The following is a 21,123-nucleotide window of genomic DNA, read 5'->3' as shown; positions in this document are numbered from 1 at the left end:
TAAATTTCCTCCTTAAATTTTGTTAATAAGTTTTTGATATAATACACCTCTTAGAGATTAGCCCTGAGGCAGGCTCTTCGAGTTTATCAATGATCTTCTTCATGAATCGTTGTCTGGGCAATGTAAACCATGGTCAAGATCGTAAAGATGTAGGCTTGAAGCGCGCCGACAAAAATACTGAACCCTTGCCATATTCCCATAAACGGAATTCCCAGGAAGCCCATTTTCAAAATAACTGTAATCAGGACCTCGCCGGCAAAGATGTTTGCAAACAACCGGATTGCCAAAGCAATAGGCTTGGCCAAGTTCTCGATAATATTAAGTGGAAGGAATACCGGGAACGGTTCAATGTAATGCTTAAGGTAATGCTTCCGGTTATGCTTCAGACCGAGGTAGTTCATCAGGAAAAAGACGATGATGGCCAGACCCGCGGTTACAGAAATATCGGCCGTAGGCGATTTCCACCAAAGTATTTCAGCATGCTCCCCGCCGCTAAGATTACGTGTCGCCTCAATAACAAATCCGAAAATCGACTCCGGCTTATGGGCTTCTGTAATGATTCCCATCGGCAAACCGAGGAGATTGGAGACGAAGATAAAAAGAATAAGCGTTAATCCCAAAGAGATGTAAGGCTTCCCTTTTTTCAGATCCATTGCACTTCCGACGACCCCTTGAACAAACTCCACAACCCATTCCATAAAGTTCTGAAGCTTCCCTGGATTCTCCACTGATAAATTGGCGACGGCCAGTCTGCAAAGTACGAAGACGATGAGACAGCTGACAAAGAGCATAAGAACTGCGGAAAGATCCAGATTAAATCCACCAAGGTTGATTATCGGTGCTTCATGCATGTGTACGTACTCACCCCTTTCCACTAATCAGCTCGTTAAGACTTGTTTCTTAGACCAATTACTATACTTGTTGGTATTGTCAAAATCTGCGGTATAAACACACCGATAATGGCGCCGGGCATGGATACCTGCTCCACTTTGGCCGCAATCATTACCGTTACAAATACCAGACAAATTCTAGTAACAAACCCGAAACTGTATCGCTTCTTCTCCTGACTGACCACGAGGTTGACTAACCCCCGCACCTTCGAGGATAAGAAACGGACGTACACCAATCCAGCTGCAAGGCCCAGAATCAATCCATTACATAGAGGCCTATGCTCCGGGAGAAAAGCCCATCCAAGTAACAGAGCAGATAACATCAATAGAGTTATCCGGGATACGGCTGTGACAATGGAGTTTAAATCATCCATCTTGTCCCCCTATAAATTTGTAAATTAAGAAAATTATGTTGGTTATTCCAAGCAGCAAGCCAAGAATTAATCCGAGAGCAATCCATACCTTGGAAGCCTCGAAATATGACACAAGCCACTTGGAAACCAGAAAACCCGACAAAATATAGATAACAAGCAGAATTCCAGCCCCGCTAATATAAGAGGCTATCATCCAAGGTTTAACTTCTTTGTTAGATTTATTCATCGATCGCAGTCCCAACTTATTTTACTGAATGTGACGAGTTTTTGTCAACGAAAGCGTTGAAGCGATGATCCTTTAAATCAAAGCAAGAAAGCGTTAAACCGTACAGTATAACTGTATGCTATCTTCATGAGAAACACAATTCTTGATCTTTTCAATTTGTGAACTTTCTGTGAAATTGTTCAGGACGCTCGCTTATAATCCCGAAATGGTGACATAATGCATTGACAATCCGTTCCGATGCCTTTCCATCTCCGTACGGGTTAGCGGCCCGACTCATAGAATTATATAGCTCGCTGTCGCTGAGCAGCGCCTTTGTCCGCTCATATACCATCTCCTCATCCGTGCCGACGAGTTCCAGCGTTCCCGCTTCGATGCCCTCCGGGCGCTCCGTCGTATCGCGAAGCACCAGTACAGGAACGCCAAAAGACGGCGCTTCTTCCTGTAAACCGCCGGAATCCGTTAGGATCAGATGTGTATGTGGATAGAAATTGTGCAAATCCACCACATCCAGTGGCTCGATTAGTTTAATACGGGGATGGTCTCCCAAAGTTTCATACGCCGGTTCTCTCACCGCTGGGCTCAAATGCACGGGGTAAACAATGGCCACATCTTCAAATTCATCCGCAATCCGTCTGACAGCGCGGAAAATATTCATATGCGGCTCTCCCTGTGATTCACGCCGGTGTGCGGTCATAAGAATAAGCCGCTTTCCGGCGGCCCAATCCAGCACAGAATTGTTGTAATTCGGCTGTACAGTATATTGAAACACATCAGTTACTGTATTGCCTGTGATATATATGCTTGACTCCGGCTTGTTCTCTTTGCGCAAATTTCCCGCAGACCAGTCTGTCGGGGCGAAATGCAAGTCCGCCAGCACTCCCGTTAATTGCCGGTTCATCTCTTCCGGGTAAGGTGACAATTTATTCCACGTGCGAAGACCCGCTTCGACATGGCCGATCTTAATTTGCTGGAGAAAAGCTGCATAACTTGCCAGAAACGTCGTAAGCGTATCGCCGTGGACGAGAACGATATCCGGCTTCGCTTCGCGAAGGACCTTTTCAAGTCCCTCCAATACGCGAAGCGTAATTTCGTTCAAGCTTTGATTCGGCTTCATAACATCGAGATCATAGTCCGGGACGATCCGGAACACGTCCAGCACCTGATCAAGCATTTCCCGATGCTGCGCCGTTACGCAAACTACGGATTCGATATGCTCGGGATGCTTTTCAAGCTCCAAAATGAGCGGAGCCATTTTAATTGCTTCCGGTCTAACTCCGAAGATCGTCATCACTTTGATTTTTGACATGGCTGCTTCCCTTCCCTAAACCTATTCTTATTTCGTACCGTACAATCTGTCGCCGGCATCGCCAAGCCCAGGAATAATATAACCGTGTTCATCCAGACGCTCGTCCAGTGCAGCAACATAAATATCCACATCCGGATGGGCATCCTGTACCGCTTTGACACCCTCAGGCGCCGCGATCAGGTTCATCATCTTGATTTGCGTGCATCCCCGCTTTTTAAGCGCTTCAATTGCAGCGATCGCCGATCCCCCAGTTGCAAGCATGGGATCGATTACGATCAGCTCACGCTCCTGAACATCCGTAGGAAGCTTAATGTAGTATTCGACCGGCTGCAGTGTCTCCGGATCGCGGAATAGCCCTACATGGCCCACTTTAGCGGCAGGAAGCAATTTCAGCACTCCGTCCAACATACCGAGACCCGCCCGGAGAATTGGAATGAGTCCCAGCATGCGTCCCGAAATGACGCGGGATTCCGCTTCCGCCACAGGCGTCTGAACTTTAATCGACTCCAAAGGGATTTCTCTTGTAATTTCATAGGCCATCAGCGTGGCCACTTCATCCACCAATTCACGAAAATCCTTCGTGTTGGTCCGCATATCGCGGATAAATGTCAGTTTGTGTTGAATTAAAGGGTGATCGCATACCACCAGTTTTGCCATTGTTTGTCCCTCCGGTTTATAGCTAAGTCTACACTTGCGGCAACCCCACATTCCGAGTGTTCCGCAAATCTTGTTTATTATATCACTGTCCTTTTCTGATTACCACGAACCATGTCGCCTCCATATTCTTTGTTTAACAGGACCGTACAATCCACGCTAATCCTGTTTATCCATCTCGCTCTGTCCTCGAGCTTGGATGTCTGCAATTGCTTCATCCAGCGTTTTAAGACCAGCCAGAACCGCTTTTCCCTCCGCATTGATAATGTTATCCAATTTACTCGAGAAACCCTCGGGCAAACTGCTATAGTCCACGGACATATCCTTCAGATTTGGCTTCTGATCATAAAAGGCCTCTATCCGTTTACCGTCCGGATTGTATATATGCTCCGTACGGGTCGAAGGATCAAATCCCGCCGTTTTGGATTTCAATTTTGCCGCTTCCTCGCTGTTCACGAATTTGACGAGCTCCCAGGCTGCCTGAATCTGATCCGGGCCAGCGTCGGCATTCACCGTAAAAATGTTCGTGAAGAACAATGAAGACGTCGTCGTTCGATCGGCATCATCCCCCGGGCCTGAAGCCAACTCCCAATTTAATTGGAATGTGCTTCCAAGGTCTCTCTGTGCCCAACCGATCGCATTATTAATGTAATAGAAATAATTAACTGTCATTGCGCTTTTGCCCATAATGAAAGGATCATAGTCCGATCCCCCCAACTCGGGGGATACTACTGCTTTCGATTGATAGGCTTTCAAGGCCGTCTCAAAGACATTTTCAAAGGATTTCGTATCCATCGTTACCTTTTTGGCTGCGGCGTTCTGCCGGCTGATACCGCGGCTTAGCGCCATCTCACTAACCATAAAGGAGAAATCCTGCAGATAAAGCCCGCTGATTCCTTCGTCTACCGGAAAACGCTGGGCTAGTTGAATTATTTCCTCCCAAGTCATCCGGTCTTCCGGATACGGGATTTGATATTTATCAAACAGATCCTTATTGTAGAAAGTCGCTTTGTTCGAAAATGTCGGCGGCAGACCGTACAGCTTGCCCTCTCCCCGCTGTCTCAGAAAATCGATGATATCCGGATGCATTTTCTCCAGGTCAAAAGAGTCATTCGTGATCATCGCGTTTAGATCGTACAGCTTGTCCTCTTGAACAAACCTTTCGTAGTCCGGGAATCGAAGCGCAAGAACATCCGGCTTGTCCTGTTCTACCACTTCATCGACCCCCTTCAACGGGTAATCGACCACCGTAATTTCTACATTCGGATACTTTGTGAGGAACAATTCCCCATACGCTCTCATAAACCAATCTTCTCCGCCCGGGTAGAGAACCTTAATGGAAGCTTTCATATTCGGATCGGCCTCATACTTCAAGACATCCTTGCCTGACGCGCAAGCCGAAATCAGCACCGTTAGCGCCGCCATCGCAGATATCGAAGATAGCACTCCCTTAAATCGCCTTATTATCATTTTCGCGGTACTCTCCTCACTTTTTATTAGAGACCTTGTTCTTGGCAGGCAGAGTTGTCCCGTTGCTCTAACAGATCGTGATGGTTTACCCGGATATGAACAAGTTCGTCTTCAGGTTGATGAAACAATATGAGTCTTTTGGATCAATTGGATATGGTTTGCTAGGTTGGGTGTCTATGCTAGGGAGTGATTGAAGCAGCGGAAAAGAGAACTACATTATTTATAGAGGAAACGAGCCGGTATTCATATCCTGCACTCGTTAATTGCGAACGTTGGGTTTTATTATATAGATGTAAGCGCTTTTGTCAAATCGGATAATAACCACCCCAGATCGATGGTTGATCTGGGGTTTTCAGGCTTTGCTTTATTTCTTCTCCTGCCCTTTAGAGAGTTCTGCCTGTCCGCGCTTCTCTATGGAAGCGAGTACCTCGTCCACGGTCTTTACCCCTGCGATCAGCCCGGTTACTTCCTGATTAATGATCTTTCTTAAACTAAATCCTTTCGAAATTTTTGTGTAGTCGATCGTACCCCGATCCAGGTTTGGCTTCTGAGTGTAAAAGGCCTCCATCCGTTTGCCATCCGGATTATAGTTATAGTCGGTACGCGTCATCAGGCTCAGTCCTGCCGTTTTCGACTTTACCTTGGCCATTTCCTCGCTATTGATGAATTTTACTAATTCCCAAGCCGCTTGTTTTTGATCCGAGTCTGCGCTAACGGTGAGAATGTCTGTGAAAAAATAAGTAGATGAAAGCTCGCGATTGCTGGAATCGGAAGGAGCCGAAGCCAATTCCCAATCTAATTGAAACTTATTGCCTAAATCCTCCTTGGCCCAATTGATTTCATTATTAATGTAGTAAGAATAATCATAGGCCATGGCACTGGTCTTATTAATGAAAGGATCATATTGCTGAGTACCCGCAGAGGGTGATACAACAGCCCCTGACTTGTACGAATCAAGCACCGTCTCAAAAACCTTTCTGTACCCTTCCGAATTTATAGTCATCTGTAGCTTAGCGGTGTTATAAGGGCTTAAATTGCGGCTTGTGGCAAGTTCGCTTACCAGAAACTCATAATCGCGAATATATAGGCCATTAACGCCTTCCTGAGCCGGAAACCGTTTAGCCAGTTCAATAACCTCTTCCCATGTCATTTGATCCTTCGGATAGGGAACTTTGAAACGGTCGAACAACTCCTTGTTGTAATAAATCGCCTTGTTATAAAAAGTTGGAGGCAACCCGTACAGCTTACCTCCACCTCTTTGTCTAATAAAGTCGATGATTCCCGGATGCATCCCATCCAAATGAAATGCGTCGTTGGTAATGACGGTGTTCAGATCATATAACTTGTCATCCGCGATCAATTGTTCATAGACCGGAAGATCGAGCGCCAATACATCGGGCTTTTCGCGTTTCCACCACGACTCATCCATTCCCCCTTGGGGAGACGGGATAATCGTGATTTCAATATTAGGGTATTTGGCATTAAACAAATCCCCGTAATCCTTCCTGAACCATTCCTCCCCGGCAGGATACATGACTCGAAGCGTAGCCTCCATTTCAGGGTCCGCCTGAAATTGTATGGTTTCCTGGCTCTTTGAACAAGCCGCGACGATGGACATAACAAAAACGAACAGTACAACTTTAACCCCTAACTTCATTCTATTTTTCACTTGTTCGCCCCCATTCTATCATTTTCATTTTTGATCTAACAGCCTCTGCCCCCGCTCCTCCATCGAGGCAATCGCCTCGTCGAGGGTTTTAACGCCGACCATAACGGCTTTACCCTCGGAACTGATAATCTCCTTCATATGGGTATAAAACCCTTTCGGGACGTTATCATAAGCGATCTGGATGGGATTCACATCAGGTCTTAAGCTATAAAAAGCGCCCAGATTCTTTCCTTCAGGGTTGTAAATGTAATCCGTTCGCGCAGGCAGCGTAAACCCATTTGTTTTTGACTTGGCTTTTGCGAATTCTTCACCATTAACAAACTTAACGAATTCCCAGGCCGCCTGTTTTTGCTCCGATTCGGAATGAATAGAAAAAATAGCGGCAATGTTAAAATAAGGCGAAGTATCACGGTTCGTCTCCTTCACCGGAGCCGTGGCTACATCCCAGTTTAAGAGAGGCTTATCTCCAGTTCCCGCTTTGGCGGGGATTATGTTGTGGTTAATGTAATAGTAATAATCCACCGTCATGGCACTAGCACCTGTTATAAATGGATCATAAACCTCGAAAAGATCAACTTCAGGCAGTACAACTACCTTTGCTTCGTAGGCTCCGAGAATGTCTTGAAAAATACTTTTATATGAAGCCGTATTTACCGTTACCTTCTGATCTTTGACGTTAACCTTGCTTAGTCCGTAACAGCGAGCCATATCTTCCGATAATGAGTAAAAGTCACGCATAAACAATCCGCTAACTCCGTCCCTTGCCGGAAATCGTGCAGCTAATTGAAGAACCTCTTCCCATGTCATTCGGTCCTGAGGATATGGAATACCGTAGTTGTCGAACAAATCTTTATTATAAAATAGAGCTTTTGTCAGAAACACGGAAGGGAGTCCGTATAGTTTCCCGTTACCGGCGTCTCTAAGGGAGTCGACAATCCCCTGATGAACTCCTTCGAGATTAAAGGCATCTGTGTTAAGTAATGCATCCAGATCATACAGCTTGCTCTCATGAAGAAGTTGTTCATATACGTTCTGCGAGGTTAGGAAGATATCGGGCTTTTCTTGCTTCAATACTTCTTGGAGATTGCTTTCTTGAAAAGAAACCACATTCAGTTCAATATTCGGATACTTCGCATTAAACAAGTCGCCGTAATCCTGCATAAAGTCATCTTTGCTGTCGACTGTCATGATTTTCAGATTGGCATTCATCTGCGGGTCGCCTTCGTACTCAACAGTTTCTTTACTGGGTGAGCAGGAAATAAGAAGAGATAGAACGATCATTCCTGCAAACACGGCTGTTACTCGGGTTTTCAATTCTGTGCCCCCTATTTCTTCACTTCTCATCCAGTAACCGCTGCCCCCGCTCCTGCATTGATTCAATCGCCTCGTCGCGGGTTTTGGCACCTACCATTACAGCTTTAGCTTCAGAACCGATAATACCTTTCAAGTTCGTATAAGTTCTCGGTGGAAGCAGATCATAATCTACAAAACTATGGGTATTTACGTCAGGTTTCAAATTATAAAAGGCTTCCATTCGCTTACCATCCGGGTTAGGGATGGCATTCGTCCGTGTAAACAAACCGAGGTGAGAGAGAGATTTTGAATTCACCCTGGCCAATTCTTCGCTGCTGGCGAATTTAATGTATTCCCATGCCGCCTGTTTTTGCTCCGAATCCGCATTGATTGCATAAATACCGCCGATCTGAAAATAAGGTGACGTATCACGGCTTGATTCCTTGACCGGTCCGGAGGCTAAATCCCAATTCAAATTGAACTTGTTACCCTGTTCCGCTTTGGCCCAATTGATATGACCTTTTATATAGTAGTTATAATCCACGGTCATGGCACTTTTACCTGTAACAAAGGGATCATAGACTTCAAATGGATCCAGCTCAGGAAATGTGGCGGACTTCGATTCATGAGCATCCCAGATCATTTCAAATATCTCTTTGTAGGATGCCGTGTCCAATGTTACCTTCATCTCTTTCGTATTAATTGGGTTTACTCCCCGACTCCATGCCAAATCTTCCACCAGATCGGAAAAAATCTTGTAAAATCCGTACACTCCGTCTTCTGCCGGAAACCGCTCCGCCAGTTGAAAAATCTCTTCCCATGTCATACCATCTTGAGGATAGGGAATGCCGTACTTATCAAACAAATCCTTATTGTAAAAAACCGCCTTACTCATAAATTCAGTGGGAAGTCCGTATAGTTTCCCGTTCCCAATTTGTCGTAAATAATTGACGATTTCCGGGTGGATTCCTTCAAGTTGAAACGCATCGTTGGAGAAGAGGGCATCCAGGTCATATACCCGGTTTTTTTGCAAATATTCCTTGTACTCCTCAAATGAAAGAATAAAGAGATCCGGCTTTTCTTCCTTAATTACCTTGTCCATATTAGCTGGCGTATACCGGACTAGTTGAATTTCAATATTCGGATACTTTACCTTGAATAAATCCCCATACTTCTCCTTGAAATATCTTTCATCTGTAATCGTCAAAATTTTCAAGGTGGCCGTCATTTCCGAGTCGCCTTCATATTTAACCGTTTCTTTATTGGGCGAACAAGCCACGACAAGCAGAGACCATACCATAATAGTTAATACGATCTTCAATCTTTTTTTCATAACGATCCCCCATGACGATGCACTGCCAATGTTAATTAGCTGTTCACATGGTGCTTTTGCAGTAGATCGAATTTATTTTTAGACTTCAATTGACTTACCATCCGTTCAATAGCAGCAACCAAGTATACGGCGTCCTCCTGTGTAACCATCTCATGCAAGCTGAGTCTGATACTGCTGGAAGAAATCGTTTCATCCTGCGTCATAGCCATTAAAACCCTGCTAAGTTTAGCCTTTGACGAACAAGCGGATTGTGAAGAGACTATAATTCCTTGTTTGGCCAGCATGCTAATCATCATCGCCGAAGTGACCCCTCTCCCCCGATATGAAAAGTTAATGATATGAGGGGAAGAAAGCGGGGGTAATGGACTATTCATTACTAACCCGGGAATCGTAGCCAATCTGGAACAGACCAAACCATGCAGAGTCGTCAAATACTCAAACTTCTCTTGCCGTTCCTCAAGGGAGGCCACGATGGCTTCGGTAAAACTTAATACCGCGGGAACGTTCGTAGTGCCCGGTCTTACACCCTGTTCCTGCTCGCCGCCGTACATCAGCGGGCCTATCTCAATATACTCTTTGGCTACTAGCAGTCCGATGCCCTTGGGTCCCCCGATTTTGTGTCCTGACACAGTGTATAAATCGATATGTTCTAACTCAACCTGTAATTTTCCAAATCCCTGTACCCCATCCACATGAAAATGAATTTGCGGTTCCGACTTTAGCAATTCCGCAATTTCGGCAATCGGCTGCACGGCTCCTGTTTCATTATTCACATGCATCACGCTCACGAGGATGGTATTGGCTTGCAGTGACTCCTTCACGGATACCGGACTTACGATCCCGTTACTGTTGACGGGAAGAAACGACACTTCAACTCCTTCCTCCGCCAGTTGTTTACCGCATTGGTATACGGAAGAATGCTCAATTTGGGATAAAATAATATGGGGATTTCGCCCCGTCCGCTTCTTCCAGGCCCGGGCCACACCTACAATTGCAAGGTTATTGCTTTCTGTCGCCCCGGACGTGAAAATCACTTCCGTAGCTTTAACTTGAAGATGTCTGGCTATTTGCTCTCTGGATTCCTCCACCCGAAGACTCGCCTCAAAACCCATTTCATGCATGGATGACGGATTGGCATAATTATGCTTGGCCGAGTCCATCAGTGTCCGATACGCCCGAGGATGCAAAGGAGTGGATGCACAATAATCAAAATATAAAGAGTTCATCATTTCCTCCTGACATAATTTCTTAAGACACTTATGAGGGTCCCTTCTCCACGTGTTCCGACCAACTCCAACAACTCGTTTGAGGAATAGACCGTCCCTTTGTCACAAATCTGATGATTCTCATTGGCGACCAAACCAAAGGGATGAGAACGGATCAGAAAATCCTGTTCCATTTGTTCTGAAGATAGCGAAATGATCGGCCACTTCCGCTGAAGAAATTCATCCAGTTCTTTATGGTCCTCTTCGCTCCCCGTAGAAAATAGAATCACGCGGGCCTGAGGCAAATGGATCTGCTGAAGCTCTGGCACCAACTCCATACATCGGACACAGTGCATTGAAATGAACAGCAGCACTTTTCTTTCTTGAATGGAACGAAGATTCAGGGCGTTACCGCTCTGATCTATATAATCTTTATCCGGAAGGAAACTCCAGAGATCCGGACCATTTTCGTTAATCATATATAGGCTCCTTTTGCATGTTCACTAATGATTCAAGCTCCTTAGCGTCCCTAACGGTTCCTTTCGATAAAACGTAGCCGTCCCCGGAAAGAAGATATAGATAAGGAAAAACCGAGGTTTTAAGCTTTTCCCTTTGATCAGGACCGTATAGAACAAACGGGGAAGTAATCCGGTACTCCTTCACAAGCTTATTCACTTTGGACTCGTCGCCTTGAATGTAGAGAATAGTTCTTTTGGCGGGCCATGTTTCAATGAGCGTACTAAGCTTGGAGAAAATGTCCAGGCATGACAAACAGTCCGTTGACAAGAAAAGAACGATTCCCCCCTCCTCCCCCACCATCCCTTCTGGAAACAGGCTGCCTAAAGGCAACCCCTGATCACGGCTAGGCCATGTCGGGGAGGACAATTCCAAACTAGAGCCCAGCTGTCCGGGATTGGCTAACTCGTCGACGCTCTCGATCCTCCCCTCCGCATTTACGGTTACAACGGTCGGGACCCGCTGAATTCCGAACATCTCTATTATTTTGGAAGACCTTAAGATAGGAAACTTATATGAAATATCCCCCAGATCGGCATCCGAGTAAGGCTCGGGATCACCTTTCAGGACCAGAAAATGATTTCTTTGAGAGTAGCCCGCCAACTGCTTTAGCACTTCGACACAGGACCCGCAGCTGTCACTTAGAAAAATCAATTTTGAAAGACGTCCGGGAAGCTCCTCTGACTTCACCTTTCTTCCCATTTGGTCTCGCCCTTTAAATAGAGGAAGAAAGTCGCCTACTTTCCCTCCCCGGGGAAGAGCTCCCTCCGTGAGCACCTTACGTTGCGCCTTAGCTTTTGAAGAGATAAATAGCTTGCTTATCGGATCAAGTACTTTTTTCATGCAATCACTCCGTTCATGTCATACCATTGGGACTGGGCTCCATACATACGTGCATACTCCCCTTGACGCTGGATCAGTTGGGAATGAGTTCCTTGCTCGACAAGACGTCCGTCTTTCAGCACTAAAATCAAGTCCGCATTACGGCAGCTTCCCAGCCGATGGGAAATCATAATGCTCGTTTTCCCCTCCACCAATTCGGAGAATCGTTCGAATAAGGCGGCTTCGGCAATCGGGTCTAGTGCGGAAGTGGGTTCGTCATAAATAACCAGCTCGGCATCCGCATTAAAGAAGGAACGGCTTAACGCAACCTTCTGCCATTGGCCTTGAGACAATTCTTTGCCCCCTTCATATTCATGGCCCAATAGCGTGTCATATCCCTGTGGGAGTGAGTGTGAAATGAAGTCCACCCCTGTCTTGATCGCCGCAATATTCAACTGTTCTCTATTGTCCAGGGCCGAGATCTGTCCGAACCCGATATTCTCCTTCAACGTTAATTGATACTGCATAAAATCCTGAAAAACCGCGCTAACCAACTTGGCGTCTTCGTCCGTGAAAATATCCTTCCCATTCCAAAGTACATTTCCGTATTGAGGTCTATAAAGGCCAAGCAGGCATTTGGCCAACGTACTTTTACCGGCCCCGTTATGTCCGACAATAGCCACTCGCTGTCCCGGCTTAATGTGAAACTCGACATCCGACAAGGCAGGCACACTCTGATTGGGATAGGTAAAGCTCAGTCCCGCTACCTCCAGACCGCCAATCGTCGCTTCATGGGATCCGGGCACCAGCTTCCGTAATTCCATTCGCTCATCCGGTTTTTTATCCGGAAGATGCAGAAACTGGATCAGTTCGCTTGTAAACAGGGCGTTCTCATAAATGCCCGACAAATTCGCGGCAATCAGCATCACACTGTCTTTGGCCGTCGTCACGGTCTGAATCATCGCCACAAAGACCCCGATCGTAAGGCCGCCCGTAAAACTAATTAAAAGAACAACCACAGTAGCAAGGGCCGTAAACGCGTAAGAAAAAGTCTCGGAGAAACCGCCAAGCCACTGGCCCGACTTTTCCAGCGCGGCCTTTTCCTTCGCATTTTTCCAGTACAACTTGCCCCATTGATCGATGATGTAAGGATACAGCTTGAACAGCTTCATTTCCTTGGCGGACTCCCTGCTGGTCATCAATCTCATAAGATATTGAACTTTACGGCTTGACGGGGTTTGCTCGATCATCTGCTTATATCTTTTCTGGCCCAGTTTCATATTGATCAGGAAGGAAGGTATGATTAAACACAGCACTCCCACGGACAGCATCCAATGAAACCCGGCCAGAACAAAAAGCAGTGAAACTAACGTAATGATACTTTGCAGCACCAAGAAAAAATGATCCAACACCGAAAGCCCGCGATAAGCAAGTCCTTGTGTGACTCTCTGCAGGCGGTCATAGTATTCGGATTGCTCGAAATAGATATAATCCAGTCTGGAACACTTATCGGCGATCTCCCGGTCCATTTGAAACTGCGCCTTTTGCTTGATCACCACAAGAAGCATATGAGCCAGCGACCTTAAACCTAGGGCAGTCAGAAAAAATAGGGCCTGCCAGCTGATCGTCGTCAACGCCGGCAGCAGCATTTCCTTATTTCCTTGGAACAATACGGCGGCTTGCTCTACCAGTCGCTTGGTCAGATAGATTTGAACCGCCGGCTGCAAGGCCTCAACGATCCGAATGACCATCATTACAGCCAATCGGACAGGAGCCGATTTCCATATGAACGGAACGATTTCAAACAATAATCCACGAAGGACTCCCTTATGGTTCACCTCGGCTACACTCTTTCTCATTATTTTGTATCTAGGCGAATGCCCGGCTATCCATGAAGGCTATTTCTGATCCAGCAATCGCTGCCCTCTTTCTTGCATGGAAGCTATAGCTTCATCAAGGGATTTGGCGCCCACGGTTACAGCCTTTAGTTCGGAGTTAATGATTCCTTCCATACCTGCAAAAAAGCCCTTCGGCGGAGCACTGTAGTATTCATGGGGCATCCATTTGTCCCTAGGCTTTAAAACATAAAAAGCCTCCATCCTTTTCCCTTCAGGATTATAGATAAAATCCGTTCTTGTAGACGGAACGAAACCTGACGTTTTTGACTTCATTTTTGCAAACTCTTCTCCATTCACGAACTTTATAAGTTCCCAAGCTGCCTGTTTTTGTTCAGAGTCAACATTTATACTTGTAATTCCACCAAAGTAATAGTAAGGTGAGGTGTCCCGACTTTTCTCATCAACTGGAGCAGATACTACATCCCAATTTAATTGGAACTTATCCCCCTTTTCCGCTTTGGCCCAGTTAATCTTGTTATTAATGTAATAATAATAATCCACAGTCATAGCACTAGTGCCGCTAATAAAAGGATCATATACTTCAAACTGGTCCATTTCGGGAATTACTACTGTTTTCGACATGTATGCATCTACTATAGTTTCAAATATCTTCTTATATGATGCAGAATTAATGGTCAGCTTCATATCTTTGATATTGATCATACTTAAGTCGCGGCTCCATGCCATATCATCAACAAAGGCAGAAAAATTCAACATGTATAAACCACTCACCCCATCACCTGAAGGAAAGCGTTTGGCCAATTGAATCATTTCCTCCCATGTCATTTGATCCTGTGGATAGGGTATTTTGTATTTATCAAATAAGTCTTTGTTATAGTAAATCGCTTTAGTTTGGAATTCTGGAGGAAGTCCATAGAGCTTGCCGCCCCCTATCAATCTAAGATAATCAACAAACTCCTGATGAACCCCTTCAAGGTTGAATTTATCATTCGAAAGCAAATTACTTAAATCATAGAGTTTATCTTGTTCAATAAGTTGTTCGTAATCTTGAACGGAATGTATGACTACATCCGGCTTTTCCTCATTCATTGCCTTCTCCAAGTTATCTCCAAAATAATTAATCACATTTATTTCAATATTCGGATACTTGGCCTTAAAGAAATCCCCGACTTCCGCCATAAATTGATCTTCACTTTCAATTGTCATAACCTTTAAAGTTGCCTTCATCTCCGGATCACTGGTATAACTTATTTGCTCTTTAGTATTTGAACATGCTGTAATGAGTAATAAATTACCTAAAAATAATACAATTATATATATTTTCGCAAATTTCAACCCTTCCATCCCCCTTTACAGAGATTAAAGAAGTCTACCGTCTAAACGGCTGACGGTAGACTTCTTTAATTTTAACAAGTTGTAGTACAATTGCAGATTGAGCAGCCGCTAGAATAATAAGAACAACGTTGTTTTCCACCTGAACAATTATCAGAAGACTGACAATAAGTATACAAATAAGCTCCAGAACACATATTTTTTCACCTCCTTTCAAGAAATTTATTTTTATAGTTAAGGCAGAACCGCCTTAGCTAACTTAAGTAAAGAGCCTCAAAAGATCCACTTATTCATGAACAGCAGATTTAGCTAATCTTAGACCCTACGCAGAAACCCGCTCTTCTCCATGCTTGACCAACGCTTGTAGATGTTCTTCGTTGTTTATGATCCCCTTTGCTTTTATCAAGCCATCCGGAGAGACATAGTATCCAAACGGAACAAAGGGAGTTTGAAGATCCTTAAAATTCTCCACGTGAATAATCGGAACTTGAAGCTCATATTGCTTTATGGCTGCGTTTACCTCGTCCTCCGGTCCGGACATCATGAATAAATATTGGTATACAGGCATTTTCCTCTGCACATCATTGATGACCGAGTATAGCTTTTTGCAAGCCAGGCATTGGGATGAGGTTAAAAATATCAGCGTACCTAGCTTTCCATGTTCCTTAAGGCTGAGAGCTCTTCCATCCATAGGAATACGGCCGTTAAGAGGGAATTCTACTCCCTCAGGCAAACCCTCTTGCTGTTCATAAAGCATACTTCTGGTTGTGATGGCGCTCTTTAAAATGACGATCACACCGTAAGAGATCAAAATAACGATGGCCCATAAGAGCAAATACGAGATATCAAACATGTGCGGCATGCCGTTTCACGTCCTTTAATCAGATAATGTGTACTACTCCTGATAGAGCTTATGGTACTGTCTCAGCGTTAACCCCAATGTGTAGATGACCAGGATCCCTAGAGACGAGAGCACTAGTGTGGATATTTCATTGAAAGATGCTAAAGTTAGCGTGGAAGAAAATGGTGCTACTAGGAGATAGATGCTCAAGAGAAAGAGGACGAGATGTCTTGTATGCGGCCCCATACCAAACCTTTCCGATATAAGTCCGCCAAACCACTGGTAGGTTACCATTCTGCCCTTGGCTCGCCAGCCTGCCCACGCAAAAGAGCTGAGCAGAAGTAGAGCAAGCACCGCGCCATACCGCAACGTAATGGGGAACATCAACAGAACACAAACAACTAATTCGAGAAGAGGAATGGCTACTACGACATTTCTTGCCCAAAAAGGTGTAATTCTAAGCTGCCTTAATGTGACTCTGAAGGAAGATAATTTGCTAAATTTAGCTGCGGAAGACACGGCAAATAGAACGCTTACAAATACATGAATAAAAACAAACCATTCCATTTTTTAATCTCAACTCCTAATCTCGTATTCATTTCTCTTAAACAGGCCAATTTGCGCAATCGTTTGCATTTTTGCCAATAGAAGATGTTTCCTTATTAAATCTATGGAATCCTAAAATCCGACTTGTGATTTATCTAAGAAGCAGCGTTACCGAGGGGGCCAAACAAGGTGTGATCCAACTTCACTAAGTTAAATGCAAGCGTTTGCTCAAACGAGCGAAATGATCTCATTTAATATGTATTAAGAGGTGATATGATCCTTATATGTTATAAGTTACCATTTATCTTGATTATATCCTCCTTTCTATTGGTGTCAATTACTTTTTTTGAAGTATTTACACGATTCCCAAAAAACCTTTACTCTTCACTAAAAAGGCCCACCAGCAAAACTGGTCGGCCTTCCAAATTGCTTATTGCCTTCTACCCGCGATTCACCGAAGTGGCATATAGCCAAGCCGGTCCAACTCTTGTGCAATGACGCGGTAACCGCGGCTGTTCGGATGGACCCCGTCCAGAAAAAGCAGTTCTCTTTCTTTTCCCTCGAACGCCGGATAAATGTTCGCTACACGATAATTGGGTCCGCCCAGTGTGGTAAGAAACGCGTTATACTGGCGCGCATATATCCCTGCCTCTCTGATATTCGGAAACGGATTGTACACGCCAACCATCCGAATGATAAATGGCTTCCGCTGCGGTGATTTGATTTGATACAGGTTATATACGATTTGGCGCACATTTCCTTTCGTGCGGTTCAACACTTGAGGTATCTGAGAACCTTGCAATCCAGATCCGTCGGCAATAGCCTTGGTATAGGGCCTAAGGTCATTCGCGCCAATGGATACGGTGATGATATCGGCCCGCCGAAGCGCCGCCCGCATTCGCGGATCACTCTGGACCATCGGCAGCAACTTTTGCGAGGTGAGCCCGTTCACCCCTAAATTTTCATATCCTACAGAGGTACGGAGGCGACTCTCCGCCATACGCCGATAAGCAGGCGCAAATCCGCCGCTCAACCAGGCTCCCGCGCCGGTCGTTAATGAATCCCCTATGGCCGTGTAATGGTAACCCATTGCAACACCTCCTCCGTTCATCCATTCCGGTATCTAATATCGTATGAAAAAAATACGGGACAGGACAGGGAGATTCGCGTATTCTTCGGCTGGGCTTCCATTCGGATTAAGAACACAAAAAAACGCCCGCAGTGATCTGCGGGCGGTAAAACTACAATTTTCGATTATTCGTAGCTGAGTTCCGGATAGATAGGGAATTTATCGGTCAATTCGGACACTTGTTGACGGGCTTTAGCCAAGCTCGCTTCATCCTTGGAATTCTTCAAGACAAGCGCGATAACCTGACCGATCGTCTTCATCGCTTCCTGATCCATGCCCCGGGACGTAACGGCCGGAGTACCGATGCGGATACCGCTGGTTACGAACGGACTGGTCGGATCGAATGGAATGGCATTCTTGTTCACGGTGATGCCGATGGAATCAAGCACATGCTCGGCGTCCTTGCCCGTGATGTTCAGATTGCGGGTGTCGATAAGCATCAAGTGGTTATCCGTACCGCCGGATACCAGGTTCAAGCCTTCGGAAACCAATGTTTCCGACAGCACCTTGGCGTTCTTCACAACATTTTCCGCATACGTTTTGAAGGAAGGCTCCAACGCTTCACCCAAAGCAACGGCTTTGGAAGCAATGACATGCATCAACGGTCCGCCTTGCGTTCCAGGGAACACGGCCTTGTCGATAGCAGCGGCCCATGGCTGACGGCAAAGGATCATGCCGCCGCGCGGTCCGCGCAGCGTTTTGTGCGTCGTTGTCGTTACGAAGTGCGCATGCGGCACTGGATTTGGATGCAATCCAGCGGCAACGAGTCCGGCGATATGAGCCATATCGACCATGAACAGGGCACCTACATCGTTAGCGATAGAGGCCAGCTTTTCGAAATCGATGATGCGCGGATAAGCACTGGCACCAGCTACGATCATTTTAGGGCGATGTTTGAAGGCAGCTTTGCGAACTTCATCGTAATCGATAAGAAAAGAATCCTCTTGAACTCCGTAAGCCACGAAGTTATAGAACAAGCCGGAAGCATTGACCGGACTGCCGTGCGTAAGGTGACCGCCATGGGCCAGGTTCATCCCGAGAACGGTATCCCCAGGCTTCAAAGCCGTAAGGTAAACGGCCAGGTTCGCTTGAGCGCCGGAGTGAGGCTGTACGTTAGCATGCTCGGCACCAAACAGTTCCTTCGCACGATCGCGCGCGATATTTTCCACGATATCGACATGCTCGCAGCCGCCATAGTAGCGTTTGCCGGGATATCCTTCCGCATATTTGTTTGTCAATACGGAGCCCATAGCTTCCATAACTGCTTCGCTGACAATGTTCTCGGATGCGATCAGTTCAATGTTGTTCCGTTGACGTTTGAGCTCCAGATTCATCGCTTCCAGTACCGCCGGGTCTTGCTTTCTCAATTGATCCATGTTTCTTAGTCCTCCTATGCTAAAATAATTAATCACTTAGTCACAAAACCGTGAATCCTGACTTTGCGGCAGCGTGTACACGGCGCGTTCCCCGCCGATCAGCTTCGGTCGGCTCCAGGCTGCGTTCACCCGGGCTTTGCCTACGTACCGCAGGGTCGGCCGAAATGGCACGGCCACTCGGCGCAAATGCATGCCGATCAGCGTCTCGCCGATGTCGAGCCCGGCATGGGCCTCCAAGCTTTCGGCCAGGCATGGCTCGATCAACCGCTTATAAGCGGTTGCCGCCATGGAACCTCCGGCCTTCGGCACTGGAACGGCGGCCACTTCCGTAAGCCCCATACGTTCCAATACCTGCCGCTCCACGACAAGCGCCCGGTTCAAATGCTCGCAGCATTGAAAAGCGACATCGAACCCATGTCTTTGCCGAACCTCATCAATGCCAGCGAACAGCTCTGCGGCGATATTCTCCGCACCGCCTGTGCCGATTCGAACCCCCGCCACTTCGCTAGTACTGACACCGACAACCAACAGACGCCCGGGCTTCAGCCCTGCGGCTCCCGCTAGCTCTTCCAAAATTTCCGCGACCTGCCCTCGGATATCTCCAAGCTCTGCCGTTTCCATGTTCGCCTGCTCCTTTCACTCCGAAGATGCCTCTGTCTCGATAAAACAAACTATCTTTATTATACCTAAAACCTCAGGCATATTAACGACAAACTTCGAGCAAGTCATACAAAGAGAGAATAAATTCAACCTCTAGAGTAAATAGGCGGCAAGGGACGGCATACAAGAAAGCGGATTTACGACGAAAAAAGAGCATGACGCGAGATAGCGTCGTGCTCTTTGCCCAGGCGACCGGCCGTATGTTCCGATGCTCCACCGTGGTTTGATCCACTTTCGTCGCCAGTCACATCGGATCTTCATTACTAGCTTAAGAATAAAACATAAGCGGAACAAATGCAACCGGGTTTTTACCCGGAAGCTCTGCCGCCAAACCGATCCTGCTCCAGTTTGTCCAGTATCTTCATCAAAGCGTTACGGATTTCCGCCGCAGTCCGGTCGTATTCCCCGCGAGATCCTCCGAATGGATCGGAAATGTCATAACCCGGCATCCGCTGCAGCAGCTCGGCGAGACGTCGCTGCGCCGCCTCATCCGGCTTCTTGCCCAGTGCCCGGTCCAATTCCAGATCGGCCGCAAGCCGCTGGAGTTCTTCTCTCTCGGCTAAGACCGCCGGGTCGTCTTGGGCGTATTCTTTTAGCGTATATATTTTATCGGCCGCCTCAGGGAATGTATAGATGATTTGCCGCTTGTGACTCTCGGTCAATGCCAGGATCAAATCGGCCCATTCTACCAATTCCTCATGCAGCGGTGTCGATAGAATACGATCTCCAATGCCTTGTTCCCGAAGTACGGCCTCCGCATGATGCGATATCGACATTCCTTTGGCCGCGGCAACTCCCGCAGAGCGCACCTCTACTCCTATATTGCGCTCTCGGGCCAATTTGCGCATCATCCCTTCCGCCATGGGACTCCGGCAAGTGTTGCCCGTACAGACAAACAAAATTCGCATTTTCAGTCACCTCCGCAAGGATGCCATTACTGTTTTCCTTAATCATTGCTATTGTATCAGAAGATAAACATGAGGCCAAACGCAAGCAAAATCGCTCCCCCCGCAGCCTCCCCGTAATCGCCGAGACTCCGGCCTACGCTCCGTCCCAGAGCCAAGCCCATGATGGACATCAGTCCGCCGAAGAAACCGAACGCAAGCACCGTGATCAACAGATCACTATGAAACATCCCTAAAGATACTCCAACGGAAAAAGAATCAATGCTGACGCTAAGCGAAAATAGAAGTACTCCCCACAAGGTGCGATGATTGATCGATTGAGAACCGTTGCCTTTGACTGAACTATAAATCATATGAGCGCCAAGCAGCAGGAGCAACCCGCCGGAGACATAACGGGCAAGATGCCCGAGCAGTACTCCCACATATTGACCGGCAAAAATACCGATAAGCGGCATAAGGACATGAAAAAGAGCTACGGCCGAACCGATGCGGATGGCATCGTTGCGCCGTACCCCTTTCATACCGATACCGATCCCCAAGGAAAAGGCGTCCATCCCCAAGGCAACCGCCATAAGCAAAATGGTCATCAATTCCCCCAGCCGCACAAATGCCTCTGTCATACGTTCACTCCTCCATGTCCGAAAACTTCTTGTACAACCATATGCGGACAAGAAGTGTTTCATGACATGGGAAGGCTATCTGCAAAGTTCAAATAGT

Annotated in this window: 21 protein-coding genes and 1 riboswitch; all 21 genes read right to left on the bottom strand. The window is 46.5% G+C overall.

Features of this window, described 5'->3' with window-relative positions; genetic code table 11:
* Window positions 1-86: 86 nt before the first annotated feature.
* The 21 genes from atpB to KJS57_RS02815 all read right to left on the bottom strand — a co-directional run bounded on the left by atpB (window position 87) and on the right by KJS57_RS02815 (window position 21,026).
* On the bottom strand, window positions 87-851 hold the full coding sequence (gene atpB / locus KJS57_RS02915; protein WP_211022672.1) for a F0F1 ATP synthase subunit A: 765 nt from the start codon (window positions 849-851) through the stop codon (window positions 87-89).
* Window positions 852-886: 35 nt separating this feature from the next.
* Window positions 887-1,264, bottom strand: a complete 378-nt coding sequence (locus tag KJS57_RS02910) for an ATP synthase subunit I (protein WP_211022673.1) — start codon at window positions 1,262-1,264, stop codon at window positions 887-889.
* Window positions 1,257-1,490 (bottom strand): AtpZ/AtpI family protein, encoded by a 234-nt coding sequence (locus tag KJS57_RS02905; protein WP_213653699.1) that lies wholly within the window; start codon window positions 1,488-1,490, stop codon window positions 1,257-1,259. Before KJS57_RS02905 ends, KJS57_RS02910 begins: the two co-directional genes overlap by 8 nt.
* 151 nt (window positions 1,491-1,641) lie before the next feature.
* Window positions 1,642-2,796 carry a non-hydrolyzing UDP-N-acetylglucosamine 2-epimerase gene (wecB, locus tag KJS57_RS02900; RefSeq protein WP_213653698.1) on the bottom strand — a complete coding sequence of 385 codons (1,155 nt, stop codon included), beginning with the start codon at window positions 2,794-2,796 and terminating at the stop codon, window positions 1,642-1,644.
* 27 nt (window positions 2,797-2,823) lie between these two features.
* The gene (upp, locus tag KJS57_RS02895; RefSeq protein ID WP_213653697.1) at window positions 2,824-3,453 is read right to left on the bottom strand and encodes a uracil phosphoribosyltransferase; all 630 of its coding nucleotides are present in this window, start codon (window positions 3,451-3,453) and stop codon (window positions 2,824-2,826) included.
* A 156-nt stretch (window positions 3,454-3,609) separates the two neighbouring features.
* Window positions 3,610-4,920: an ABC transporter substrate-binding protein gene (locus KJS57_RS02890; protein WP_213653696.1), complete on the bottom strand. Its 1,311-nt coding sequence runs from the start codon at window positions 4,918-4,920 to the stop codon at window positions 3,610-3,612.
* 364 nt (window positions 4,921-5,284) lie between these two features.
* Complete coding sequence (locus KJS57_RS02885) at window positions 5,285-6,589, bottom strand: ABC transporter substrate-binding protein (protein ID WP_213653695.1); 1,305 nt, start codon at window positions 6,587-6,589, stop codon at window positions 5,285-5,287.
* Window positions 6,590-6,613: 24 nt separating this feature from the next.
* Entirely contained in the window at window positions 6,614-7,903 is a 1,290-nt protein-coding gene (locus tag KJS57_RS02880) for an ABC transporter substrate-binding protein (RefSeq protein ID WP_213653694.1), read from the bottom strand.
* Window positions 7,904-7,922: 19 nt separating this feature from the next.
* Window positions 7,923-9,215: an ABC transporter substrate-binding protein gene (locus KJS57_RS02875; RefSeq protein ID WP_213653693.1), complete on the bottom strand. Its 1,293-nt coding sequence runs from the start codon at window positions 9,213-9,215 to the stop codon at window positions 7,923-7,925.
* A gap of 35 nt (window positions 9,216-9,250) precedes the next feature.
* Complete coding sequence (locus KJS57_RS02870) at window positions 9,251-10,441, bottom strand: cysteine desulfurase family protein (RefSeq protein ID WP_213653692.1); 1,191 nt, start codon at window positions 10,439-10,441, stop codon at window positions 9,251-9,253.
* Window positions 10,441-10,899 carry a TlpA family protein disulfide reductase gene (locus tag KJS57_RS02865; protein ID WP_213653691.1) on the bottom strand — a complete coding sequence of 153 codons (459 nt, stop codon included), beginning with the start codon at window positions 10,897-10,899 and terminating at the stop codon, window positions 10,441-10,443. The genes KJS57_RS02870 and KJS57_RS02865 overlap by 1 nt, the downstream gene beginning before the upstream one ends.
* On the bottom strand, window positions 10,892-11,779 hold the full coding sequence (locus KJS57_RS02860) for a thioredoxin domain-containing protein (protein ID WP_213653690.1): 888 nt from the start codon (window positions 11,777-11,779) through the stop codon (window positions 10,892-10,894). The genes KJS57_RS02865 and KJS57_RS02860 overlap by 8 nt, the downstream gene beginning before the upstream one ends.
* The gene (locus tag KJS57_RS02855; protein WP_213653689.1) at window positions 11,776-13,596 is read right to left on the bottom strand and encodes an ABC transporter ATP-binding protein; all 1,821 of its coding nucleotides are present in this window, start codon (window positions 13,594-13,596) and stop codon (window positions 11,776-11,778) included. The genes KJS57_RS02860 and KJS57_RS02855 overlap by 4 nt, the downstream gene beginning before the upstream one ends.
* 60 nt (window positions 13,597-13,656) lie before the next feature.
* Window positions 13,657-14,952, bottom strand: a complete 1,296-nt coding sequence (locus KJS57_RS02850) for an ABC transporter substrate-binding protein (RefSeq protein WP_213653688.1) — start codon at window positions 14,950-14,952, stop codon at window positions 13,657-13,659.
* Between the two features lie 319 nt (window positions 14,953-15,271).
* On the bottom strand, window positions 15,272-15,811 hold the full coding sequence (locus KJS57_RS02845; protein ID WP_213653687.1) for a thioredoxin domain-containing protein: 540 nt from the start codon (window positions 15,809-15,811) through the stop codon (window positions 15,272-15,274).
* A gap of 33 nt (window positions 15,812-15,844) precedes the next feature.
* On the bottom strand, window positions 15,845-16,357 hold the full coding sequence (locus tag KJS57_RS02840; RefSeq protein WP_213653686.1) for a MauE/DoxX family redox-associated membrane protein: 513 nt from the start codon (window positions 16,355-16,357) through the stop codon (window positions 15,845-15,847).
* Window positions 16,358-16,787: 430 nt separating this feature from the next.
* Window positions 16,788-17,426 (bottom strand): GDSL-type esterase/lipase family protein, encoded by a 639-nt coding sequence (locus KJS57_RS02835; protein ID WP_211022682.1) that lies wholly within the window; start codon window positions 17,424-17,426, stop codon window positions 16,788-16,790.
* A gap of 164 nt (window positions 17,427-17,590) precedes the next feature.
* Complete coding sequence (glyA, locus tag KJS57_RS02830) at window positions 17,591-18,841, bottom strand: serine hydroxymethyltransferase (RefSeq protein WP_211022683.1); 1,251 nt, start codon at window positions 18,839-18,841, stop codon at window positions 17,591-17,593.
* Window positions 18,842-18,877: 36 nt separating this feature from the next.
* Window positions 18,878-19,462, bottom strand: coding sequence for a TIGR01440 family protein (locus KJS57_RS02825; protein WP_213653685.1), 585 nt, complete (start codon window positions 19,460-19,462; stop codon window positions 18,878-18,880).
* 214 nt (window positions 19,463-19,676) lie between these two features.
* Window positions 19,677-19,759, bottom strand: a riboswitch (ZMP/ZTP riboswitch).
* 50 nt (window positions 19,760-19,809) lie between these two features.
* Window positions 19,810-20,409 (bottom strand): low molecular weight protein arginine phosphatase, encoded by a 600-nt coding sequence (locus tag KJS57_RS02820; RefSeq protein ID WP_211022685.1) that lies wholly within the window; start codon window positions 20,407-20,409, stop codon window positions 19,810-19,812.
* A gap of 56 nt (window positions 20,410-20,465) precedes the next feature.
* On the bottom strand, window positions 20,466-21,026 hold the full coding sequence (locus KJS57_RS02815; RefSeq protein WP_211022686.1) for a manganese efflux pump MntP: 561 nt from the start codon (window positions 21,024-21,026) through the stop codon (window positions 20,466-20,468).
* Window positions 21,027-21,123 lie beyond the last annotated feature (97 nt).

The sequence above is a fragment of the Paenibacillus vini genome, assembly GCF_018403325.1.
GTDB lineage: Bacteria > Bacillota > Bacilli > Paenibacillales > Paenibacillaceae > Fontibacillus > Fontibacillus vini.
This window is presented reverse-complemented; position numbering and strand designations above follow the sequence as displayed.

Bases quoted from the DNA above. Each gene is read 5' to 3' on its own strand.
- atpB (WP_211022672.1), bottom strand. From the start codon at position 851: ATGCATGAAGCACCGATAATCAACCTTGGTGGATTTAATCTGGATCTT.
- KJS57_RS02910 (WP_211022673.1), bottom strand. From the start codon at position 1,264: ATGGATGATTTAAACTCCATTGTCACAGCCGTATCCCGGATAACTCTA.
- KJS57_RS02905 (WP_213653699.1), bottom strand. From the start codon at position 1,490: ATGAATAAATCTAACAAAGAAGTTAAACCTTGGATGATAGCCTCTTAT.
- wecB (WP_213653698.1), bottom strand. From the start codon at position 2,796: ATGTCAAAAATCAAAGTGATGACGATCTTCGGAGTTAGACCGGAAGCA.
- upp (WP_213653697.1), bottom strand. From the start codon at position 3,453: ATGGCAAAACTGGTGGTATGCGATCACCCTTTAATTCAACACAAACTG.
- KJS57_RS02890 (WP_213653696.1), bottom strand. From the start codon at position 4,920: ATGATAATAAGGCGATTTAAGGGAGTGCTATCTTCGATATCTGCGATG.
- KJS57_RS02875 (WP_213653693.1), bottom strand. From the start codon at position 9,215: ATGAAAAAAAGATTGAAGATCGTATTAACTATTATGGTATGGTCTCTG.
- KJS57_RS02870 (WP_213653692.1), bottom strand. From the start codon at position 10,441: ATGAACTCTTTATATTTTGATTATTGTGCATCCACTCCTTTGCATCCT.
- KJS57_RS02865 (WP_213653691.1), bottom strand. From the start codon at position 10,899: ATGATTAACGAAAATGGTCCGGATCTCTGGAGTTTCCTTCCGGATAAA.
- KJS57_RS02860 (WP_213653690.1), bottom strand. From the start codon at position 11,779: ATGAAAAAAGTACTTGATCCGATAAGCAAGCTATTTATCTCTTCAAAA.
- KJS57_RS02845 (WP_213653687.1), bottom strand. From the start codon at position 15,811: ATGCCGCACATGTTTGATATCTCGTATTTGCTCTTATGGGCCATCGTT.
- KJS57_RS02840 (WP_213653686.1), bottom strand. From the start codon at position 16,357: ATGGAATGGTTTGTTTTTATTCATGTATTTGTAAGCGTTCTATTTGCC.
- KJS57_RS02835 (WP_211022682.1), bottom strand. From the start codon at position 17,426: ATGGGTTACCATTACACGGCCATAGGGGATTCATTAACGACCGGCGCG.
- glyA (WP_211022683.1), bottom strand. From the start codon at position 18,841: ATGGATCAATTGAGAAAGCAAGACCCGGCGGTACTGGAAGCGATGAAT.
- KJS57_RS02825 (WP_213653685.1), bottom strand. From the start codon at position 19,462: ATGGAAACGGCAGAGCTTGGAGATATCCGAGGGCAGGTCGCGGAAATT.
- KJS57_RS02820 (WP_211022685.1), bottom strand. From the start codon at position 20,409: ATGCGAATTTTGTTTGTCTGTACGGGCAACACTTGCCGGAGTCCCATG.
- KJS57_RS02815 (WP_211022686.1), bottom strand. From the start codon at position 21,026: ATGACAGAGGCATTTGTGCGGCTGGGGGAATTGATGACCATTTTGCTT.